The sequence below is a fragment of the Aeromonas sp. SCS5 genome (assembly GCF_001887375.1).
GTDB lineage: Bacteria > Pseudomonadota > Gammaproteobacteria > Enterobacterales > Aeromonadaceae > Aeromonas > Aeromonas jandaei.
Genome location: NZ_LFCS01000016.1, coordinates 1 through 18,046 on the forward strand (window position 1 = coordinate 1; position 18,046 = coordinate 18,046).

Annotated in this window: 18 protein-coding genes; 6 read left to right on the forward strand and 12 right to left on the reverse strand. The window is 60.0% G+C overall.

Annotated elements, in window-relative coordinates:
• Positions 1 to 104: 104 nt before the first annotated feature.
• From BS300_RS18335 to BS300_RS18360, 6 genes are read right to left on the reverse strand one after another with little or no spacing between them, the layout of a single operon-like run.
• Entirely contained in the window at positions 105 to 1,283 is a 1,179-nt protein-coding gene (locus BS300_RS18335) for a hypothetical protein (protein WP_071914491.1), read from the reverse strand.
• 2 nt (positions 1,284 to 1,285) lie between these two features.
• A complete protein-coding gene (locus BS300_RS18340; RefSeq protein ID WP_071914492.1) occupies positions 1,286 to 1,948 on the reverse strand; it encodes an energy transducer TonB in 663 nt (220 codons plus the stop codon).
• Positions 1,945 to 2,346: a biopolymer transporter ExbD gene (locus BS300_RS18345; protein WP_005339369.1), complete on the reverse strand. Its 402-nt coding sequence runs from the start codon at positions 2,344 to 2,346 to the stop codon at positions 1,945 to 1,947. The genes BS300_RS18340 and BS300_RS18345 overlap by 4 nt, the downstream gene beginning before the upstream one ends.
• Entirely contained in the window at positions 2,343 to 2,873 is a 531-nt protein-coding gene (locus BS300_RS18350) for a MotA/TolQ/ExbB proton channel family protein (protein ID WP_042037184.1), read from the reverse strand. The genes BS300_RS18345 and BS300_RS18350 overlap by 4 nt, the downstream gene beginning before the upstream one ends.
• Positions 2,870 to 4,174, reverse strand: a complete 1,305-nt coding sequence (locus BS300_RS18355) for a MotA/TolQ/ExbB proton channel family protein (protein ID WP_071914493.1) — start codon at positions 4,172 to 4,174, stop codon at positions 2,870 to 2,872. Before BS300_RS18355 ends, BS300_RS18350 begins: the two co-directional genes overlap by 4 nt.
• Positions 4,171 to 4,932, reverse strand: a complete 762-nt coding sequence (locus BS300_RS18360) for a DUF3450 domain-containing protein (protein WP_041210458.1) — start codon at positions 4,930 to 4,932, stop codon at positions 4,171 to 4,173. Before BS300_RS18360 ends, BS300_RS18355 begins: the two co-directional genes overlap by 4 nt.
• A 210-nt stretch (positions 4,933 to 5,142) precedes the next feature.
• Between BS300_RS18360 and BS300_RS18365 the strand changes: the two genes are divergently transcribed.
• Positions 5,143 to 5,919 (forward strand): LuxR family transcriptional regulator, encoded by a 777-nt coding sequence (locus BS300_RS18365; RefSeq protein WP_033115220.1) that lies wholly within the window; start codon positions 5,143 to 5,145, stop codon positions 5,917 to 5,919.
• Between the two features lie 60 nt (positions 5,920 to 5,979).
• Here BS300_RS18365 and glmS read toward each other — a convergent pair whose 3' ends face one another.
• Positions 5,980 to 7,812: a glutamine--fructose-6-phosphate transaminase (isomerizing) gene (glmS, locus tag BS300_RS18370; RefSeq protein WP_071914494.1), complete on the reverse strand. Its 1,833-nt coding sequence runs from the start codon at positions 7,810 to 7,812 to the stop codon at positions 5,980 to 5,982.
• Positions 7,813 to 7,868: 56 nt separating this feature from the next.
• Positions 7,869 to 8,642, reverse strand: a complete 774-nt coding sequence (locus BS300_RS18375; protein WP_071914496.1) for a DeoR/GlpR family DNA-binding transcription regulator — start codon at positions 8,640 to 8,642, stop codon at positions 7,869 to 7,871.
• 122 nt (positions 8,643 to 8,764) lie between these two features.
• On the opposite strand from BS300_RS18375, the gene blrA reads away from it, so the two are divergent.
• The 5 genes from blrA to creD all read left to right on the forward strand — a co-directional run bounded on the left by blrA (position 8,765) and on the right by creD (position 13,769).
• The gene (blrA, locus tag BS300_RS18380) at positions 8,765 to 9,436 is read left to right on the forward strand and encodes a beta-lactam response regulator transcription factor BlrA (protein ID WP_071914498.1); all 672 of its coding nucleotides are present in this window, start codon (positions 8,765 to 8,767) and stop codon (positions 9,434 to 9,436) included.
• Entirely contained in the window at positions 9,433 to 10,854 is a 1,422-nt protein-coding gene (gene blrB / locus BS300_RS18385; protein ID WP_071914500.1) for a beta-lactam sensor histidine kinase BlrB, read from the forward strand. The genes blrA and blrB overlap by 4 nt, the downstream gene beginning before the upstream one ends.
• 78 nt (positions 10,855 to 10,932) lie before the next feature.
• Entirely contained in the window at positions 10,933 to 11,727 is a 795-nt protein-coding gene (gene blaOXA / locus BS300_RS18390) for an OXA-12 family class D beta-lactamase (protein ID WP_043851663.1), read from the forward strand.
• A 111-nt stretch (positions 11,728 to 11,838) separates the two neighbouring features.
• The gene (locus BS300_RS18395) at positions 11,839 to 12,312 is read left to right on the forward strand and encodes a DUF1566 domain-containing protein (RefSeq protein ID WP_071914502.1); all 474 of its coding nucleotides are present in this window, start codon (positions 11,839 to 11,841) and stop codon (positions 12,310 to 12,312) included.
• Between the two features lie 116 nt (positions 12,313 to 12,428).
• Positions 12,429 to 13,769, forward strand: a complete 1,341-nt coding sequence (gene creD, locus BS300_RS18400; RefSeq protein ID WP_071914504.1) for a cell envelope integrity protein CreD — start codon at positions 12,429 to 12,431, stop codon at positions 13,767 to 13,769.
• A gap of 50 nt (positions 13,770 to 13,819) precedes the next feature.
• Here the strand turns inward: creD and glmU are convergent, their stop codons facing one another.
• From glmU to atpG, 4 genes are all read right to left on the reverse strand, one after another.
• Entirely contained in the window at positions 13,820 to 15,181 is a 1,362-nt protein-coding gene (gene glmU, locus BS300_RS18405) for a bifunctional UDP-N-acetylglucosamine diphosphorylase/glucosamine-1-phosphate N-acetyltransferase GlmU (RefSeq protein WP_071914507.1), read from the reverse strand.
• 94 nt (positions 15,182 to 15,275) lie between these two features.
• Positions 15,276 to 15,704 (reverse strand): F0F1 ATP synthase subunit epsilon, encoded by a 429-nt coding sequence (locus BS300_RS18410; RefSeq protein WP_033115239.1) that lies wholly within the window; start codon positions 15,702 to 15,704, stop codon positions 15,276 to 15,278.
• Between the two features lie 18 nt (positions 15,705 to 15,722).
• Positions 15,723 to 17,111, reverse strand: coding sequence for a F0F1 ATP synthase subunit beta (gene atpD, locus BS300_RS18415; RefSeq protein WP_026455856.1), 1,389 nt, complete (start codon positions 17,109 to 17,111; stop codon positions 15,723 to 15,725).
• 33 nt (positions 17,112 to 17,144) lie between these two features.
• Positions 17,145 to 18,011, reverse strand: a complete 867-nt coding sequence (atpG, locus tag BS300_RS18420; RefSeq protein ID WP_041210471.1) for a F0F1 ATP synthase subunit gamma — start codon at positions 18,009 to 18,011, stop codon at positions 17,145 to 17,147.
• Positions 18,012 to 18,046: the final 35 nt, after the last annotated feature.

An 18,046-nucleotide genomic window follows, 5' to 3' on the forward strand; every position in this document is an offset into this window, starting at 1 on the left:
CATTATAGGGAGCCGCGCCGCGATGACAAGGGCTTTTTGCAAAAATGCGTTCGTTTGCTGAAAAAGCGAACTGAACGCCCCAAAACAGCCCCTTGGCACCTCTTTTACGCCGCTTTTTTGCTCAACTCTTCGCTTTGTGCCCGGATATAGTTGACCCAGCTGGTTGCCTTCTGTTGCCAGTTATCCTGTTGCTGCAGCTCACGGGCCAGTTCCAGCGCCTGGGCATACTGCTCCTTATTAAGGTGTGCCTGCACCAGCAACGCTTTGGCACGATTGCCTTGCTCGCCTTTTACCGACTTGATGGCGGCGAGCTGGGTCATGGCAGCATCTGTCTTGCCCTGTTGCAGCAGCAGTTCGGCGGCGCGCATTGCCGCTTTGGGCTGACCATGCTGGTTGGCCAGCTGTTGCCAGCTATCGACCGCTTGTGACCACTCCCGGGCACCTTCCCACAATTGGGCCAGCAGTTGGCGATTTTCAGCACTTTGCTTCATCTGTCCCTTGGCCATGGCCGCTTCCAGCAAACGGGCCCCACGATAAGGCAGCCCTTGCCAGGCATAGAGACGGATCAGCTGATTGCGGGCAGAGGCGTCATCCATCAGTTTTCTGTCGATAGCGGTCTGCAGCAATGCCAACGCCTGATCCCCACGTTTGGCGGAGAGGTCTAGCGACACCGCCTGCTGCCACCATTTGCTCTCTTTGGGTTCATGGCTGATCAACTCGGCCGCCTGATCGGCCGCCACGCCATAACGTTGCTGAGCGGTGAGGGCGGAGAGACGAATGATGGCAGCCTGCTTCTGCCAACCCTTTTTCAACAACTGTTCACTCTGGCTGGCGGCGTCACCGTACTGCTTGTTGTGGTAATAGAGGCCAGCCAGACGCAGGCGCAGTGCATCGTCTTGCTTGAGCGCCAGCGCCGCCTTGTAGCTGGAAATGGCACCAGACCAGTTGGATTGCTGGGCCTGAATATCGCCGCGCAGTCGCAGCAACTGGAGCTGTTGCTGCTCGGGCCACTCTTTATAGGCAAGGGCCTGTTCGACGTAGCGGCTCGCCTGGGCGGTCTGTTGCAGGTTGGCCGCCAGCGAGGCTTGCAACTGCGCCAGCCAGGCACGTTCGGCATCGCTATTTGGCTTGAGGCCGGATGCCTTGCTCTGGGCCTGTTGCCACTGACCAGACTGATAGAGCTTCATCACGGGTTCAAGCTGACGGGAGAAGTGAGGGCTGACCTCCATCGCCAGACAGGCTTGGCCGGCCAGGACCAGTAGACAGATCCAGATCCGCAACATAGTTATGACTCCAGTTTGAATTTGAGCGTGATGACTTGCACCAGCTTGTCGGTGGCGCCCGGTCTCGGCTGATAGCGCCACTTGTTGATCGCCTGAATGGCCGCCCGCTCGAACTGACGCTTGGGTTTGGCCTCGACCACTTCCACATCCTGCACACCACCTTCGGCATTCACGCTAAAGCGCAGGGTGACGAAACCTTCGATCCCTGACTGCTGGGCACGATAGGGGTAGACCGGCTCGATCCGTTGCAGCGGCATCAGCATGCCACCGGCGCCGATACCCGCCCCTTGCTGCTGGCCGTGGTAGTTGCCACTCAATACCGGTGCGGTACTGGTCGCCACGCCGGGGGCATAGACCTGCACCGCGCTGAGGCTGGAAACCAGATCCAGACTCGGCTCAACGGCCGCCAAAGGGGCCGCTGCGGGCATCGGCAGCGGTGTCGAGGCCAATGCGGCAGGAGGCTCTGGCAGAGGCTCGGGCTCCTGCGGCACCGGACGCTCGCGTACCTGCACCTCGGTCACCTCGTTCTGCATATTGATGACGATGGGCTTCTGTTCGCTCGCCACCTTCTCGCCCCGGGGCGGTTCAACCAGTGTGGCCATAAACAGCAGGATGCCCAGACTGAGGGCAATCCCCAGCCCCAGGCTCATCAGCTTGTATTTCATTTCGGCGCCACCGCCACGGCGATATTGGCGATACCCGCCGCCTTGGCCTCATCCATCACCCGCACCACCTTGCCGTGGGGCACCCGCTCATCGGCCTGGATCACCAGACTGGCATCGGGTTGCTCCGCCAGCAGGCGGGCGATGGTGGCCTGTACCCGCTCCACATCGATCTGCTTGCGGTCGAGGAAGATCTGACCCTGAGCCCCGATAGCCAGCATGATGCTGGAGGATTTCTGCGCCTTGGCCTGACTGGCCTGGGGTCTGTGTACCTCGAGCCCGGCTTCGCGCACGAAGGAGGTGGTGACAATAAAGAAGATCAGCATGATGAACACGATATCCAGCATGGGGGTCATGTCGATCTGCACTTCGTCACGCTGGCGTTTGGATTGCCGTCTCATTGCATTACCTTCTCTTCTCGCAGGCCGTCCCGGGTCTTGGCCAACGCACGCTTGGCCTGACTCTCGAGCCGACTGAGTAACAACACGCCGGAGAGCGCCACCACCATGCCTGCCATGGTGGGGATAGTGGCGCGGGAGATCCCGCCCGCCATGCTCTCCGGGTTAAAGCGGTTGGCCGCAGCCAACGCATCGAATACGCCGATCATGCCGGTCACAGTGCCCAGCAACCCCAGCATGGGGCAGAGCACCACCAGGGTGCGGATGAAGATCAGATGACGGTTCAATTCCAGCTCCGCCTGTGCCAGCCAGCGACTGCGGATCGCCCGGGCGTGCCAGCTGTGGCGCTCGCGGCGAGCCTGCCAGCGGCCGAGCAGCTGTTGCTGCAAGGGGCCGAACCCCAGATTGAGGTAGAGCAGCCGCTCGATCATCAAAATCCACATCAGCACCAGCAGGGCCAGAATGACCCAGAGCACAGGGCCGCCACGGCCCATGAAGCTCTGCAGCTGTTGCCAGATGTCGAGCATCATGCTGCTCGCTCCATCCCGCCGTTATTGCTCTCGGCGCGCTCGGCCAGAATGCCGGCTACCTGCTGCTCCAGTACATTGGAAAGCTCGGTGAAGCGCGATTGCAGCAGGCTGTGGGCCAGGATCAGCGGAATGGCCGCAACCAGACCCTGTACCGTGGTAACCAGCGCCATGGAGATGCCGCCCGCCATGATCTTGGGATCGCCGGTGCCAAACTGGGTGATGGCCTGGAAGGTGCCGATCATCCCGGTTACGGTACCGAGCAGACCCAGCATGGGGGCGATGGCCGCGATCACCTTGACCATGCCGATGCCGCGCTCCATGCGAGGAGTCTCCTGCAGGATCGCCTCATCAAGACGCAGCTCGAGGGTCTCCATGCTCAGCTCGGGGTGTTTGTCTGCCACCGTCAGCACCCGGCCGAGGGCGTTATCAGCGTGATACTCGCCGCTCTTGAGCTGGCGACGAACCCGACCCAGCTCGCGAGAGAGGCTCCACAGCCGTACTGCAGCAATTCCCAAACCGATAGCGGCCAGCAGCACGATAATGGCGCCGACCTGACCACCTTGCTGTACCTGCTGCCAGAAGGTAGGTGCCTGTGCCAGCATCGCCAGCAGAGTGCCATGCGAAGGATCCAGCGGCAGCGCTTCCCCTTCCTGACCCTGATAAGCCGCAACGGCAGAGAGCACGCTACCGGGCAGACCCAGTACCGGGCTCAAGCCTTCGGCGGTCGGTTGCAGGAAGCCTTCGCTCCCCAGCAGGGCAAAACTGCCAACCCGGGTCAGCAACTGCTCGCTGGCAGCCCCCTGGGCATCGAGCACCTTGCCGTTGAACCGGGCAATCCGGCCAGATTCACGGATCTCCTGCAGCAGCGTGGCGGGCAGCAGAGCGAGAGCGGCGCGATCCGGCACCTGTTTATCCTGTGCCATGGTTTTCAGCGGGGCGAGACGCTCCGGGTACTGGCCCTCGACGGCGGATTCGCTCAGCAGCTTGACCGCATCGCTGGCGCCCTGACGGGTGACCGCGAAGATCTCGTTCATATCGCCGGAGGCTTGCTCCCACTGGGCGTTAAGCTCGACCAGCTGCTTCTCGTTGCTGGCGAACTTGCCAGCCAGCTCCTTGCTCAGGCGCTGGGCCTCGGCCAGTCTGGCGCGGGCAGTGCCGAGCTCCTTGGCAACGGTCGCCAGATCTTGCTGAGCCTGCTGTTCACGAGCCTGTTCCTGCTGCAGCCACTCATCGGCAACAGCGGCGTTGGTACCGCAGGAGAGGGCAATAAGGAGGGGGAACCACTTCATGGTGACTCTCATGATTGGGCCTCCTGACTGCGGCTGACAGAGAGGGGGACATTGAGCAACTGGGGAACTTTCTTGTCGGCGGCCACATCCATCGCCTCGGCGATAGGGGAGAGCCACTTGCTGTCGAGGGCTTGCCACTGCTTCGCCTCGGCAGACCAGCGCCATGCCTGACTGCGATCGGCCGTCATTGCCAGCAGGGAGACCCGACCCAGCGCCAGCACATCAACCCGACGCGGGGCACCATCCAGCTCCAGCTCGGCGGAATAGCTATCCATCCGACTGCCATATTCGGCTTCGATCTGATAGGCCTGCAGCAACTGGCGGAATTTCTCCGCCTCGCTTACGTCCGCACGGGCCAAGGTCGCTTTCAACTGTTCAACCCGCGCCAGACGATCTTCCTTGCGCAGCGGGATATCGTTTTGCACCAGCTGTTCAAGGTCGGCCTGCATCTGCAGCATCAGCGGGATCAATCCCTGACGGGTCTCTTGCACCGCTTCCAGCTGCTGGCTCAATTTGCCCAACTCATTTTGCTGATCGGCCACCAGAGATTGCATGTAGCGGTTGTAGGCTTCGAGGTCACGCAGTTGCAGCTGGGCATTTTGCAGCTCCAGTCGTGCGGCAACGGCGGCATCGGCGGCTTTTTCCACCCGCTGCTGGGAAGCTTTCCCGGCGGCTATGCTGTTCTTGAGGGCGGGAGCAACCAGCTCGTCACCGACCGCAGCAAAGTGGACTGACAGTGGCAACAGTGCCACACCCCATAACTTGTTCATGGAATCACGTCTTATTAATGATAACTATTATCATTATCTCAAATGGCGTGCGGGCTGGCAACGAGAGGATTTTCTTGGCCTTTATGCACAAAAACAGGATAATTTTTAGACACGCACGGATAAATGGCATCGAGTGCCATCTCAAAAAAACATAAATAACGAGAAAAATCTTTTCGATCAGTGTGATAGAGATCGAAAAAGGAGAAAGTCATGCTCAACGATGCTATCTGGGAACACATCGACAAGTTCACCAAGGCAACAAAAACCAGCGATATCCAGCAACTGCTGGAGCGCTTTAGTCATCAAATGGGCTTTGATTACTTCCGGCTGCTGATTATTTTCCCCATCAGCATGCAAAAATCCCACGTGGCACTGTTCAACAACTGTCCGACCAGCTGGTTCGATGCCTACAGCGAAAACCAGTATCTGACCCAGGATCCGGTGGTCTATCTGGGGCTGAAACAGACCCAGCCGATCTTCTGGAACAAACTCGACTGCGACTCGCCCTGGCTGCCCAGCGCCAGCCGCGACGTGATGAATCTGGCTGCCGATTTCGGGGTGCGCAACGGCGTATCCTTCCCGCTCCACACCCCGCAGGGGGAGCACGGAATCCTCTCATTCATCACCAAGGACAAATCCAACACCGATCTGATGTTTGAAAACGTTCCCCTGCTGTCGTTTTGCGCCAGCTACATCTTCAACTCGGCGCTGCAGCTGATCAAAAGCCGCCCCGATTTGATGAGATACCTGACCGAGCTGTCGGATCGGGAGAAGGAGTGCCTGTTCTGGGCCAGCGAGGGCAAAACCTCCTGGGAGATCGCCACCATCCTCGGCATCAGCGAACGGACGGTGAACTTCCATCTCAATCAGGTGACCAACAAGACCGACTCGAAGAACCGCAGTCAGGCCATCGCCAAGGGGATCACCAGCGGCATCATTGTTCCCTCCCTCGACGAGGTGACCATCACCAACCTGCGGCTGTCGTAACCCCTCAGCCGAAACAAAAAGAGCCGCAATTGCGGCTCTTTTTTTATCTCTGACAGCGACTTACTCGACAGTCACCGATTTTGCCAGGTTGCGCGGCTGGTCCACGTCAGTGCCCTTGATCAGGGCAACGTGGTAGGAGAGCAGCTGCAGCGGCACGGTATAGACGATGGGGGCGATCACCTCTTCCACATGGTTGAGGTTCATGACCCGCATCGTCTCGTCGCTCTTGAAGCCGGTATCGGCATCGGCGAATACGTAGAGGATACCGCCACGGGCACGCACCTCTTCCACGTTGGACTTCAGCTTCTCCAGCAGATCGTTGTTCGGCGCCACCACAATGATGGGCATCTCGGCATCGATCAGCGCCAGCGGGCCATGCTTCAACTCGCCAGCGGCATAGGCTTCGGCGTGAATATAGGAGATCTCTTTAAGCTTGAGCGCACCTTCCATGGCGATGGGGTACTGGCTGCCGCGGCCGAGGAACAGGCTGTGCTGCTTGTCGGCAAACTCTTCGGCCAGCGTCTCGATCTGCTTGGCCAGCGCCAGGCTCTCTTTAATGCGCTGAGGCAGGGCGTGGAGCGCCTTGACCAGCTCGGCCTCGGCGGCCGCACTCAGGTTGCCGCGGCAGTGACCGACAGATGCCACCAGCATCAGCAGGCCAGCCAGCTGGGTGGTGAATGCCTTGGTGGAGGCCACACCGATCTCGGCACCGGCACGGGTCATAAAGGCCAGCGCCGATTCACGCACCAGCGAGGAGCCCGGTACGTTGCAGATAGCCAGCGAGCTCATATAGCCGGACTCCTTGGCCAGACGCAGAGCGGCCAGGGTATCGGCGGTCTCACCGCTCTGGGAGAGGGTGATCAGCAGGCTGTTGGGGCGCACCACGGATTTGCGGTAGCGGAATTCGGAGGCGATCTCCACATCGCAGGAGACGCCGGCGATCTCTTCAAACCAGTAACGGGCGACCATGCCGGAGTGGTAGGAGGTACCGCAAGCGACGATCTGTACGTGCTCCACCTTTTCGAAGATGGCGCGCGCGCCGTTGCCGAACGATTCGACCACCACGTGATCGCTGCCCAGACGCCCTTCCAGAGTGTTGGTGATCGCTTTGGGCTGCTCGTGGATCTCCTTGAGCATGTAGTGGCGATATTCACCCTTGTCACCGGCATCGTGGGAAATATCGGACTCTTTCTCCTCACGCTCAACAGGATTGCCGCTTACGTCGAAAATGCGCACGTCGCGGCGAGTCACTTCGGCCACATCACCCTCTTCCAGGAAGATGAAGCGACGGGTTACCGGCAGCAGGGCAAGCTGGTCGGAAGCGATGAAGTTCTCGCCGATACCGCGGCCAATCACCAGCGGTGAGCCGGAGCGGGCAACGACCACGCGGCTGTCGTCGCGGCTGTCCATCACCACAGTGCCGTAAGCACCGCGCAGCTGCTTCACCGCCTTTTGCATGGCAGCCAGCAGGGAGTCGGCGGCTTTCAGCTCGTGGTGCACCAGATGAGCGATCACCTCGGTATCGGTATCCGAGTTGAACTCGTAGCCCAGCCCCTTGAGGGTTTCACGCAGCTCTTCGTGGTTCTCAATGATGCCGTTGTGTACCACCACGATATGGTCGGAGACATGGGGGTGAGCATTGCGCTCGGAGGGCTCGCCATGGGTTGCCCAGCGGGTGTGGGCGATGCCGGTACCACCGTGGACGGACTGCTCGTCGAGCGCCTTGGCCAGCTCGGCCACCTTGCCCAGACGGCGTACTCGCTGCAGCGGCTGGCTGGCGCTGAACACCGCCACACCGGCCGAGTCGTAACCGCGGTACTCGAGGCGACGCAGCCCCTCTACCAGAATTTCAGCCACATCACGTTGGGCGACAGCCCCGACGATGCCACACATACACTTCTCCTTGAGATGCAAATCGTAAATTCGGTTGGATGGTTCAGAGCTCGATGTCAGCAAGTGACCGGGGCGCAGATAAGCGTCACCCCTTGGGCTTGAATCTGTTCTCTGGCCTCGCTGGCCAGCCCCTCGTCAGTCACCAGGGTGTGGATGCTCGACCAAGGCAGTTCGAGATTGGGGATCTTGCGGCCGATCTTCTCCGACTCGACCATGACGATGACCTCCCGCGACACCTCGGCCATTACCCGCGACAAGCCCACCAGCTCGTTGAAGGTAGTGGTACCGCGATCCGGGTCGATGCCGTCAGCCCCGATAAAGAGCTGGTCGAAATCGTAGGAGCGCAGCACCTGCTCCGCCACCTGACCCTGAAAGGATTCGGAGTGGGGATCCCAGGTACCGCCGGTCATCAGCAGGGTGGGTTCGTTCTCCAGCTCGCGCAGGGCACCCGCCACGTTGAGGGAGTTGGTCATCACGATGAGGCCGCGCTTGTTGCCAAGCAGCGGGATCATGGCGCTGGTGGTGCTGCCGCTGTCGATGATGACGCGGTTGTGATCACGCAGCCGTTCGGCTGCCGCACGGGCAATCGCTAACTTTCGATTCGAAACTTGTTCTGGGTTCGACTCCACCACCATCTCGGAGGGGAGGGGGACGGCGCCACCGTAGCGACGCAGCAGCAGACCACCGGTCTCCAGCACGGCCAGATCTTTACGGATGGTCACTTCAGAGGTAGAAAAGTGTTTGGCGAGCGCATCGACGCTCACTTCCCCCTGCTCTTGTACCAGGGTGACTATGATGTGACGGCGCTGCTGAGTATTACGTTTGGTCATTTTTAAGTTTCGATTCGAAAGAGCATCGAAATGTTAGCGCCTTTTTTGGAAAAATAAAACAGCAAATAGGATCCGCTTTGCTTCAATGCCAGAATGAGAAGCCGATTTGCGACGAGGATGCCATGCAAAAGAGAGTTATCTGGCTGGTGGAAGATGAGGCCAGCATCGCCGATACCCTGATTTATGCCCTGCAGACCGATGGCTTCGAGGTGGAGTGGTTCACTCTGGGCCAGCAGCTGCTGAGCCGGTTGGCCCAGAGCCGGCCCGACTTTCTGATCCTCGATGTGGGGCTGCCCGACATCAGCGGCTTCGAGCTCTGCAAGCAGGTCAGAACGCTGACCGACACTCCCCTGATGTTCCTCACCGCCCGCAGCGAGGAGATTGATCGGCTGATCGGGCTGGAGATCGGCGCCGACGACTATGTGGCCAAACCCTTCTCGCCGCGGGAGGTGTGTGCCCGGGTGCGGGTCATCCTGCGCCGCAGCCAGCCCTCGACCCAGCCAGCCCCGCTACTGGCACTGGATGAGGAGCGAGCCCGTATTCACTTTCGCGGTCAACCGCTGGCCCTCACCCGTTACGAATATCTGCTGCTCAAGACCCTGATGCAGGCGCCGGGCCGGGTCTACTCCCGCCAGCAGCTGATGGATCTGGTGTGGCAGGATGCCGAAGAGAGTCTGGACCGCACCGTCGATACCCATATCAAGACCATCCGCGCCAAGCTGCGCGAGCATGATCCCGAAGCCAACCTGATCCTCACCCATCGCGGGCTGGGCTATAGCCTGGAGCTGGCATGAGACTCGGACTGCAACTGCTGTGCGGCCTGCTGCTGATCTTCGCGCTGGCCGCCTGGTTCGTGCTGGAGATCTTCGTCGAGGAGATCAAACCCGGAGTGCGCAGCGCCACCGAGGATACCCTGGTCGACATGACCCAACTGCTGGCGCCGCTGGCGCTCGATGATCTGCAAGAGGGCAATATGATGAACGGGCGGCTGGCCAGCGCCTTCGCCCGTCTCAACCAGAATCCCATCAATGCGATGATCGACGGCCACCTCAAACAGCAGGCGGAGTACCGCATCTATGTGACGGATCGGCAGGGGATGGTGATTTACGACTCCGACGGCACGGATCTGGGCAAGGATTATTCCCGCTGGAACGATGTCTACCGCACCCTGCGCGGTCAGTATGGCGCCCGCAGCACCCGCACCGATCCCGACGATGCCGCCAGCTCGACCATGTATGTGGCGGCACCGCTGCGGGAGGGGACAGAGATCATCGGCTCCCTCACCGTCGCCAAACCGAATCGCACCCTGATGCCCGCCATCGAGCGGGGTGAACGGGAACTGCTGCAGGCCGCCGGCCAGATGCTGTTCATCTCGCTATTGATCGGCAGTCTGCTGGTTTGGTGGCTCAACCGCTCCATCGGCAAACTGGTGCACTACGCCGAATCTGTCAGCAAGGGGGAGGCGGCACCGCTGCCGCAACTGCACACCGTCGAGCTGGATCGGCTCGGCCACGCCCTCGAAACCATGCGCCACCAGCTCGATGGCAAGAGCTATATCGAGGGCTATGTCCACAGCCTGACCCACGAGCTGAAGAGCCCGTTGGCCGCCATTCGCGGGGCAGGGGAGATCCTGGCCGAAACGCCGCCACCCGAGGTGGCCAGGCGCTTTATCGGCAACATCAATCAGGAGAGTGCCCGCATGCAGCAGCTGATCGAACGGATGCTGCAGCTGGCGCGGCTGGAGTCGGGGCAGGGGCTGGATCGGCAAGCGGTAGAACCAGCCGGGCTCGGCAAGCGGGCGCTCGATGCCCGCCAGATTATCTCCCAGCGCCGGCAGGTAACGCTGGTCGCCGAGCTGGCCGGTGCCCCCAAGCAGAAGTGGGATCCGCTGCTGGTGGAGCAGGCCATCGGCAACCTGCTGGACAACGCCATCGACTTTTCACCGGCAGGCGCCAGCGTCACTCTCAGCGGCACCCAGCAGGAGGATGGCTACTGTTTCCGGGTCACCGACAGCGGCCCCGGCATTCCCGACTACGCATTGCCACGGATCTTCGAGCGCTTCTACTCCCTGCCGCGCCCGGACAAAGGCAAGAGTAGCGGTCTCGGGCTCAGTTTCGCCCATGAGGTGGCCCACCAGCATGGCGGCCGTCTGACCCTCGCCAACCGACCGGAAGGTGGCGCCATCGCCGAACTCTGGCTGCCGCTCATCTAGCAACTGCCACTTCACATTCACCACACAGAGCGGCGCTATCCTGCCGCTCTTTCACTTATCAACCCAAGGAATCGCCCCATGTCTCGCCTGCTTCTTTCCGGCCTGCTGGCTACCGGTCTGCTCTGCGCCGTGCCGGCCTCCGCCGCCAGCGGCTGTTTTCTCTATGCCGACGGCAACGGTCAGACCCTCTCCAGCGAAGGGGACTGCTCCAGCCAGCTGCCGCCCGCATCTACCTTCAAGATCCCGCTGGCACTGATGGGTTATGACAGTGGCTTTCTGGTAGATGAAGAGCATCCGGCGCTGCCCTACAAGCCGAGCTATGACGGCTGGCTGCCCGCCTGGCGCGAAACCACTACCCCGCGCCGCTGGGAAACCTACTCGGTGGTCTGGTTCTCCCAGCAGATCACCGAGTGGCTGGGGATGGAGCGCTTCCAGCAATACGTCGACCGCTTCGACTATGGCAACCGGGATCTCTCCGGCAATCCGGGTAAGCATGACGGCCTGACCCAGGCCTGGCTCAGCTCCAGCCTCGCCATCAGCCCGGAGGAGCAGGCTCGCTTCCTCGGGAAGATGGTGAGCGGCAAGCTGCCGGTCTCGGCGCAGACCCTGCAATACACCGCCAATATCCTCAAGGTGAGCGAGATCGACGGCTGGCAGATCCACGGCAAGACCGGCATGGGCTACCCGAAGAAGCTGGATGGCAGCCTCAACCGCGATCAGCAGATCGGCTGGTTCGTCGGCTGGGCCAGCAAACCGGGCAAGCAGCTCATTTTCGTTCATACCGTGGTGCAGAAACCGGGCAAGCAATTCGCCTCGATCAAGGCGAAAGAAGAGGTGCTGGCCGCCCTGCCCGCGCAACTCAAGAAGCTCTGATCCCCACATAACCTGACGACAGGGCTGGAGGCCAAAGCTTCGCAACCCGCTCCGATCATCAGGGTCAGCCCGCCGACACCGGGCTGACCGCCATCCGCACAAGAGACAAAAATGAAATTATTCCTGTGGCTGCTCTGGCTTCCGGCCAGCATGGCGCTGGCCGCCTGCGACCTCTCCGATCGCCTGAGTCGGCAAGGGGGAGTCATCCATGATCGGCTCAACCAGCTCGAATGGCAGGCGTGCAGCCTGGGCAGCGAGTGGCGGGAGGGGTGCGTGGGCACACCGGCCCTGCTGACGCTGCTTGAAGCCAAGGATGAAGCGGCCCGCCTTGGCGAGGGGTGGCGTCTCCCCACCATCGAGGAGCTCTTCACCCTGCTCGACGAAAATTGCCGGGCGCCGATGACAGACCCCAACTTCTTTCCGGACATCCATGACAACGGGGAAAATGCCGCTCCCTACTGGACATCCAGCACCATCGAGGAGATGCCGGAACTGGTCTACTACATCGACTTTATACACGGAGTGATCGATGGCCATACCGATCGCTTCGCGCAAGCCGCCCGGCTGGTGCGCTCCCGCCCCTGAACAATTCCACGGCGCCTGATGGCGCCGTTTTGCTCAGTTCACAGCCACTTCACACAAGCCCATCACCACTTCACGCCAGACTGACAGACTCGCTCCACAGAACAAGGAGACGTGTCATGGTCAAACAGATATTCACCCACAAGATCTTTCTGCTGCTGTTGCTCAGCCTGCTGCTGATGGTACCGGTGCAATCCATCATGGAGCTGAACCGGGAGCGGCAGATTTACCGCAATCAGGCGATTCAGAGCATCATGGCCAGCAGCAGTGGCCCGCAACGGCTGATGGGGCCGGTTATCGTGCAGCCCTATACCCGTTCGGTGACGGTCGAGCAGGATGGCAAGCGCTTCGTCCGTCAGGAGCAGACCTATCGCTACCTGCTGCCGGAACAGCTGGACGTGCAGGCCACCATGGAGGTGACCCCGCGCAAGCTCGGCATCTATCAGGCGCAGGTCTATCAGACCCGGCTCTCCCTCTCCGGCCGTTTGCCAACAGCGGCTCAACTACAAGAGAGCACGCCGCTCGCCGGGGATGATGAGCTGGTGGCAGGCAAACCCTACCTGAGTCTGGTGCTCTCCGATGCCCGCGGCATCAACAGCGTGCCCGAGTTGCAGCTCGGCAAGCTTCGCACCCCCTTTGCTCCGGGTGCCCGCCTCGGCAGCACCCTGGCCGGGATCCATGCTCCTCTCGACAGCCTGCCTCAGCAGGATGGTACCTTCCATCTGGAGCTCAATCTGCAGGGGATGAACGAGCTGGAAGTGGTGCCGCTCGGCCGGGAGAGCAAGCTGCAACTGGCCGGCAACTGGCCCCACCCCAACTTTATCGGCGACTTCCTGCCGGCCAGTCGCAGCCTCAATCAGGAGGGGTTCAGCGCCAGCTGGCAGACCAGCTGGTTCGCCACCGACATGGAGAGCCGCTTCAACCGGGCGATGAACGGCGGGGAGGGAGAACTGCCCACCTTCAGCGTCAGTCTGGTGCAACCGGTGGATCACTATCAGCTCAACGAACGGGCGGCCAAGTATGCCCTGCTCTTCATCGGTCTCACCTTTATCAGCTTCTTCATGTTCGAGCTGCTCAAGGGGCTGCGGGTTCACCCGATCCAGTACGCGCTGGTAGGCATGGGGCTGGCCATCTTCTATCTGGTGCTACTGGCCCTGACCGAACACCTCGGCTTTGGCTGGGCCTATCTGGTGGCCGCGCTGGCCAGCGTGCTGCTCAACGGCTTCTACCTCAGCCATGTGCTGGGTGGCCCGAAGCAGGGGATCGGCTTTGCTGCGCTGCTCGGGCTGGTCTATGCCATTCTCTACAGCCTGCTGCAGGCCGAAGAGATAGCTCTGCTGCTCGGCGCCCTGCTGCTGTTCGCAACCCTGGCGCTGATCATGCTGCTGACCCGCAAGCTCGACTGGTATAAGGTGATGGGGAATGTCCCGACGCCCCCCGCCAGCGGGCAGGAGAAATGAAAACAAAACCGGCGCCATCAGGCGCCGGTTTGCATTTCATTGATCGGGCATCACTTCTTCTTGACCGGGCGAGCCCAGTTTTTGATGTGACGCTGGGGCACCCGGGTGATCACCAGTTCGTGTGCGGCCACATCCTTGGTGATGGTAGAACCCGCCCCCAGAGTCGCCCCCTTGCCAATGCGCACCGGCGCCACCAGCTGGGTATCGGAACCGACAAACACATCATCCTCGATGATGGTCTGGAATTTGTTCACACCGTCGTAGTTGCAGGTGATGGTACCGGCACCGATATTCACCTTGGCACCCACCTCGGCATCCCCCAGATAGGTGAGGTGACCACACTTGGAACCAACCCCCAGACGAGCCTTCTTCATCTCGACGAAGTTGCCGACGTGGGCATCCTGCTCCAGCACGGCACCCGGACGCAGACGGGCAAACGGGCCGACCGAACACAGGTCTGCCACCTGAGCCCCTTCAACGATGGTGTAGGGCTTCACTTCGGTGTGATCGCCAATGACGCAATCCTTCAGCACGGCACCGGCACCGATACGGACGTGGTTGCCAAGAGTCACCTTGCCCTCAATGATGACGTTTACATCAATAACGACCTCTTCACCAATTTCCAAAACCCCACGCAAATCAAAGCGTGCAGGGTCGATCATGGTTGCACCTGCAATCATCAACTTCTCGGCCTGCATCTGCTGATAGCCGCGCTCAAGCTGAGCCAGTTGGATCCTATTATTGGCCCCTTCCACCTCGGCGGCGCGCTCCGGATGAACGGCGGCAATCGGGCAATTATCGCCGTGAGCCATCGCGATCACATCGGTCAGATAGAACTCGCCCTGAGCGTTTTTGTTGTCGAGACGAGACAACCATTGACGCAGCTGGCCCCCATTGGCCACCAGCACGCCGGTGTTTACCTCACGGATCGCCAGCTGTTCAGCGTTGGCATCCTTCTGCTCGACGATGCCGACTACCTGACCATTTTCCCGGACGATGCGGCCATAGCCGGTAGGGTTGTCCAGCACCACGGTCAGCAGTGCCATCCCGTTTTCCGCTTTGGCGGCGAGCAAGCGCTGCAGGGTCTCGGGCTGGATCAGCGGAGTATCGCCGTAGAGCACCAGCACGTCGTCCTCATCCTTCCAGAACGGGATGGCTTGGGCAACGGCGTGACCGGTTCCCAGCTGCTGGGCTTGCAACACCCAGTTGACATCAGCCGCCACGATCCGCTCTTTCAGCAGCTCGGCACCATGGCCATAAACTAGATGCAGCTGCTCGGCACCGACCTGACGGGCGGTATCGATCACATGGGAGACCATGGGTTTGTTGGCAACCGGGTGCAGTACCTTGGGCAGGGAAGAGCGCATGCGGGTGCCTTTACCCGCAGCCAGGATCACGACGTTGAGGGACATAAATTGACCTTTGGAACATGAGGAAATACTCGGCGGAGTCTATCCAACGGGCAAAAAAAAAGCGACCCGAAGGTCGCTTTTTACATCACCGTTATTAGCGGTAATTCTTTTTGACGATATCGATGACTCGCAGTTGAGCCATCGCCTTGGCCAGCTCGGTAGCGGCCTGGGCGTAGTCCATATCGCCATGGGAGCTGTGGATCCGCTCTTCGGCTGCGCGCTTGGCTTCCTGGGCTTTCGCCTCATCCAAGTCGTCGGCACGAATCGCGGTGTCCGCCAGCACGGTCACGGCTTCGGGTTGTACTTCCAGCATACCGCCGGAGATGTACAGCACCTCTTCAGTTCCATTCTGCTTCACCAAGCGGACCAGGCCCGGCTTGATGGCAGTCAGCAACGGAGCATGACCGTGGCGGAGACCCAACTCACCTTCGGAGCCTGATACCTGAGCGGATTGCACGCGACCGGAAAACAGTTTTCCTTCGGCGCTCACCACATCCAGGTGAAAGGAGATCATCTCAGCCATGGGCCCTCCAGTAGAGGCTTACAGTTTCTTGGATTTCTCGACGACTTCGTCGATACCGCCAACCATGTAGAACGCCTGCTCGGGCAGATCGTCATACTCGCCTTTCAGGATGCCCTGGAAACCACGGATGGTCTCTTTCAGCGGCACGTATTTACCCGGAGAACCGGTAAACACTTCTGCTACGAAGAACGGCTGGGACAGGAAACGCTCGATCTTACGGGCACGGGCTACGGTCAGTTTGTCTTCTTCTGACAGTTCATCCATACCCAGGATGGCGATGATGTCCTTCAGCTCTTTGTAGCGCTGCAGTACGGTCTGAACGCCACGAGCAGTCTCGTAGTGCTCTTTGCCAACTACCAGCGGATCCAGCTGACGAGAGGTAGAGTCCAGCGGGTCAACGGCCGGGTAGATACCCAGTGCCGCGATCTGACGGGACAGTACGACGGTCGCATCCAGGTGGGCGAAGGTGGTCGCCGGAGACGGGTCAGTCAAGTCATCCGCAGGAACGTAAACGGCCTGTACGGAGGTGATGGAACCGGTCTTGGTGGAGGTGATACGTTCTTGCAGAACACCCATCTCCTCGGCCAGAGTCGGCTGGTAACCTACTGCGGAAGGCATACGGCCCAGCAGTGCGGATACTTCCGTACCGGCCAGGGTGTAACGATAGATGTTGTCCACGAAGAACAGCACGTCACGACCTTCGTCACGGAACTTCTCGGCCATGGTCAGGCCGGTCAGCGCTACGCGCAGACGGTTTCCGGGCGGCTCGTTCATCTGACCGTAAACCAGAGATACTTTGTCCAGTACGTTGGACTCCATCATCTCGTGGTAGAAGTCGTTACCCTCACGGGTACGCTCACCTACACCGGCGAACACGGAGTAACCGCTGTGCTCGATCGCGATGTTACGGATCAGCTCCATCATGTTTACGGTTTTGCCTACACCGGCACCACCGAACAGACCCACTTTACCACCCTTGGCGAACGGACATACCAGGTCGATAACCTTGATGCCGGTCTCCAGCAGCTCGGTGCTGTTGGACTGATCTTCGTAGCTGGGGGCTTCACGGTGGATTGACCAGCTCTCTTCTTCACCGATTGGGCCTTTCTCGTCGATTGGCTCGCCCAGTACGTTCATGATCCGACCCAGAGTCGCAGTACCGACCGGAACCTGGATGGATTTACCGCTATTCATTACTTCCAACCCACGACGCAGACCGTCGGAGGAACCCATGGTGATGCAACGAACGACGCCGCCACCGATCTGTTGCTGAACTTCCAGCACCAGACCCTGGCCTTGACCTTCGCTAACGACCTTCAGTGCATCGTACACCTGGGGCACGGCATTCTGCGGGAACTCGATGTCCACTACAGCGCCGATGATTTGGACGATGAAACCGTTACTCATGTCAAATCCTCTAAACCTTTGATAACCCTTGCCTTACACCGCAGCAGCACCGGATACGATCTCTGTCAGCTCCTGGGTAATACTGGCCTGACGGGCCTTGTTGTATACCAGTTGCAGATCGTTAATCAGGTTACCGGCGTTGTCAGTCGCGGCTTGCATGGCAACCATTCGGGCTGCCTGTTCACTGGCCAAGTTTTCCACTACACCCTGGTAAACCTGAGATTCGACATAGCGAACCAGCAGGGTATCCAGCAGCTTCTTGGGATCCGGCTCATAGAGGTAATCCCAGTGGTGTTTCTTGGCGAGCTTGCTGTCTTCAGTTACGGGCAAAGGCAGCAGTTGATCGACCCGTGGTTGCTGCACCATGGTGTTGACGAACTTGTTGTACACCAGATACAGCTTGTCAATCTCACCGTTGTCGTAAGCCTTCAGCATGACCTTGACTGAACCAATCAGGTCATTGACGCTCGGGTTATCGCCCAGTCCTGCGACGTGAGCTTTCACCTTGGCGCCGTGCCGTTCAAAGAAGTTGGAGGCTTTGTTGCCGATCAGAGCCAGGTCAACCTTGGCACCTTTCGCGCTCCATTGCTTCATATCATTGAGGGCAGCCTTGAACAGGTTGATGTTCAGACCACCACACAGGCCACGGTCGGTGGAGACGACGATGTAACCCACTCGCTTGACCTCACGTTCGATGAGGTAGGGGTGCTTGTATTCCAGGTTCCCCTGAGCGATATGGCCGATCACCTTGCGCATGGTTTCAGCGTACGGACGGCTGGCAGACATGCGATCCTGCGCACGGCGCATCTTGCTTGCTGCCACCATTTCCATAGCGCTGGTGATCTTCTGAGTGTTTTTCACACTCCCGATCTTGTTACGTATCTCTTTTGCGCCGGCCATCTCTTCTCTCCATCAGGTGGCAGCTTGCGCTGCCA